Source organism: Streptomyces sp. NPDC005574 (assembly GCF_040605435.1).
GTDB lineage: Bacteria > Actinomycetota > Actinomycetes > Streptomycetales > Streptomycetaceae > Streptomyces.
The window spans coordinates 1-3,168 of sequence record NZ_JBEXCW010000236.1 but is presented as its reverse complement, the minus strand read 5'-3'; the positions used below and the strand labels follow the sequence as shown (position 1 = coordinate 3,168).

At 62.2% G+C, this 3,168-nt stretch carries 3 protein-coding genes; 1 reads left to right on the top strand and 2 read right to left on the bottom strand.

Annotation, left to right across the window (positions count from 1 at the left end; translation table 11 throughout):
• Both ABZT03_RS43525 and ABZT03_RS43520 read right to left on the bottom strand, forming a co-directional pair.
• Positions 1-1,658 (bottom strand): SpvB/TcaC N-terminal domain-containing protein (locus tag ABZT03_RS43525; RefSeq protein ID WP_356049765.1); only part of this gene is annotated, 1,658 nt, incomplete at its 3' end.
• 784 nt (positions 1,659-2,442) lie between these two features.
• Entirely contained in the window at positions 2,443-2,886 is a 444-nt protein-coding gene (locus ABZT03_RS43520) for a transposase (RefSeq protein WP_356049763.1), read from the bottom strand.
• A 10-nt stretch (positions 2,887-2,896) separates the two neighbouring features.
• Between ABZT03_RS43520 and ABZT03_RS43515 the strand changes: the two genes are divergently transcribed.
• Positions 2,897-3,100 carry a hypothetical protein gene (locus ABZT03_RS43515; RefSeq protein ID WP_356049761.1) on the top strand — a complete coding sequence of 68 codons (204 nt, stop codon included), beginning with the start codon at positions 2,897-2,899 and terminating at the stop codon, positions 3,098-3,100.
• Positions 3,101-3,168 lie beyond the last annotated feature (68 nt).

Sequence of the window (3,168 nt, the reverse complement as noted above, 5' to 3'; positions counted from 1 at the left end):
GGCGCACAGACGCCACCGACCAGCTCATTGCCGACCAGCTCGGCCCGACCATCACCATCGGTGTCCAGCACCCGCAGGTGACACCACTCACCCTGACCGTTACCGGAGGTCTGCGGACCGCCAGCAAAAGTGGACTGCACATAAGGCCCGAACCCGTTGCCGGTGTTCAGCCGGAACGTCATGTCATGCCCGAACAGCGCCTGATCGTCACCGATGAGGTCCATCAGACCGTCACCATCCAGATCACCGAAGTCCGAATGGTCACTCGGCACTGTCTTGCCGGTGTCCTCAAAGACATGACTGGTGCTGTTCCACCGGTAAATCTTGTCCGTGCCGCCCGAAGCGCTGGAGGGCGCGTACTCGAGCTTGCCGTCCGCTTCCAGATCCAAAGGCCGACCATCGGAGAAATGATCGCTGCTCAACGACGTGCCGAACTTGGACTCCAGCGGCGCCTTCCCCCCCGAGGCCGGGCGGGCACCCATACGCAGTTCGGGCGCCACCGCACCACCGTTGTCGAAGGCATAGAGCAGGTCATCCACACCATCACCGTCGTAGTCGGCTACCTTCCCGCTCGCGGAACCGTTCACCCCGTGACTCAGAGCCTGCGACGAAGCGGTGAATGTGGGCTTTCCGGCACGGTCATACCAGTCGAACTTCTTCGAACGGGTACAGCCATTCGAGTCCTTGTCACACCGCTGAACCGACGACAGCAGACTCTGCCCCGTACTACTGGCCTGATAAGCAAGGTTATAGCGCCACACCTGTGCGACATTCGCAGGATTCGGCGCCCACATGCTGACCCCGGCCAGCCGCTGCGTCTGCTTGTACGACACTCCCGCCTGGAAATGCTGCACCACATCAGGGCGCCCAGCCTCATACTCGAACTTCACATACCGCTTCGCCTCAGCCGTATTACCGTTCGAAGTGTTCGAGGTGTAATGAATCTCGTCCGGATTGAACGTGCCCGTTCCCGGAACCTGCTTGTAGGTGAAATCCATCGCGTTGCCCGAGTGATCCACCTCACTCGTCTCCAGCCACACTACCCGCTTAGCAGTGGTGGTGCTGTCACCCTCTGCCGGCGACACGGCATCCAGATTCACCCCCGCTTTCACCTGATCCGCGGTGAATGCGGTAAAGACGCGGGTCCGGCCATCCCGAGTCTCCTCCGTAAACGTATCCGGCCCCGACCCGGCGTTCGAAGCCTTCACATGCGAAATGATCCGCGAAAATTTGTCCGCCTCAGTGCGGTACTCGGCGCCGTCCTCACCATTTCCCTTCGGCGCATTGTCGCCGGTCTTCACCGTGACCAGTTTCTGCCCGTTCAGGCAGAACGCATCCGAAGAATCCAGCTTCACCCCCGCGACCACCCCCTCCGTGGCCTTCGTCTTCGCACACCGCCCAATCGCCGACAGACCAGCCAGCGACCAGCCCATCCCCAGCAGCCCGTTCCCGCCACCACTAGAATACTCCAGCGACAACCCAGGCTGCACCCCCGACCGGCCCTGCGGCACCGCGAACGGAATCGAATACGAATAGGAACCGTCCGACCCCACCTGCGAAGACCCCGGCAGATACGCCGAATTATTCACCGCCACCGAAACCGGAGTACCCGGCGCAGCCAATACCGGCCCCGGCGGCAGACCAGGCTTCGTCGCCACCGCCCCCCTCACCACAGCAGAAGCAGACGACGCCAACACCACCCCCTGCCCGACAAGCGAGGCAAGCAACGCCCCCACCGTCACCACCGCAACCCCCGACAACGGAGGCCTCACACACCTCGATCTCACACGTTCACCACGTATATGCATCGAAAACCCTTCACTGAACGACTACTGCAACGACGGTAAACACCCAACCGTCGCCGTCTAGCGCAACAAACTAGCCCGAGGTATACCTCTCGCATAAATCAGACTCAATCTACTCCAGAAAAGAGATACAACCGCACCGGAGAATGTCGCTGATCTATCATTTTTCCGCACAGGCGAGCAGTCAGGTCCGATCTACTACAGGGAGGGAATATGACCTCCCAACATCGAGCAATCATGGCTGCCTTCCTGGTGCTGTTTGTTGCGAAAGCGCCAGCCGCTCCCGTACACGGCACCCGACAGGTTTCTGGCTAGCCCGCAGGCTACGGCACATGGCCTAAATTCGACTGAGTATTCTTCACTCAAACAATGCGGTGCGAGTGGGCGCGTTGGTGGCATTGGGTGGGTGTCAGCGGGACAGGGTGTGAGGGGCCCCACGTTTTCCGGACAGGTGCTTATTGGCTAATTCATGCGGCGAGCTGTTGATCCTCGATCCACCGCGTGATTTTTGATCACGCGGTGTGATTGCTTTTGTGGTGGGTTTCCGGATTCGGGCGGGGTGGGGTTCCGGGTGGCCGTCCCGGTGGCGGGTTCTCCGAGGTTCTTTCTGGTCGTGGACGGGCGGTGGGCGCGTAGGTCAGGTGACCATGCGGTGGCCGACGGCTGCCCATAGGTCGGTGAAGTCCTCGGCCCAGCGCCAGCGTTCGGGTAGGTGCAGCACGATCCGCCGTCCCGGGCGGGCGATCCGGGCCGGGACGTTGATGAGGTGGCGACGGATGGTGCCGGTCCGTGCGTGTGCGTGGAAGACGGAGGCGAGGTGGCCGGCGGCGCGGGTGAGGTTGTAGGCGGTGGCCGCGAGGGTGAGCCAGGCGGCGTTCGCGGTGAACTTTCCCGAGGGCAGATGAGCGAGGGCGGAGTCCTCCAGGTCGGCGAAGACCTGTTCCACCGCGGCGTGATCACGGTGCATGGGCTCGGCATCGGTGAGGACGAAGACGCTGTCGGTGAAGATCACGTGGTGGCGCCAGACGGCGAACAGTTCGCTCTGCCCCTCGGGCACCGTTTTTGGATTCAGCCGTTTCACACGGCGGACGATGAGCCGGGCGGTGGTGTGGAACGCCTTCTTCTTGCTGGTGAACGCGGTGAAGCCGATCTCGGCTATCTCGGCGTCGGAGATCCAGCGTTGGTCCTCGTCGTCCCAGATCGCGTTGGTGTATTTGATCGGGGTCCAGGCGGCGGCCGGAACCGTCTCGATGGCCGCGCGGATCGTCTTGGCCTCGATTCGTCAGGGGTTGTGAGCTGCTGACCGGTTGGTCGGTTCGCCCCTTTTGTCCCTGATGGTTGGGGATGGGGCCGTCGCGTGTCG

Coding starts and splice junctions, on each gene's coding strand:
- ABZT03_RS43515 (WP_356049761.1), top strand. CDS start 2,897: ATGAGCCGGGCGGTGGTGTGGAACGCCTTCTTCTTGCTGGTGAACGCG.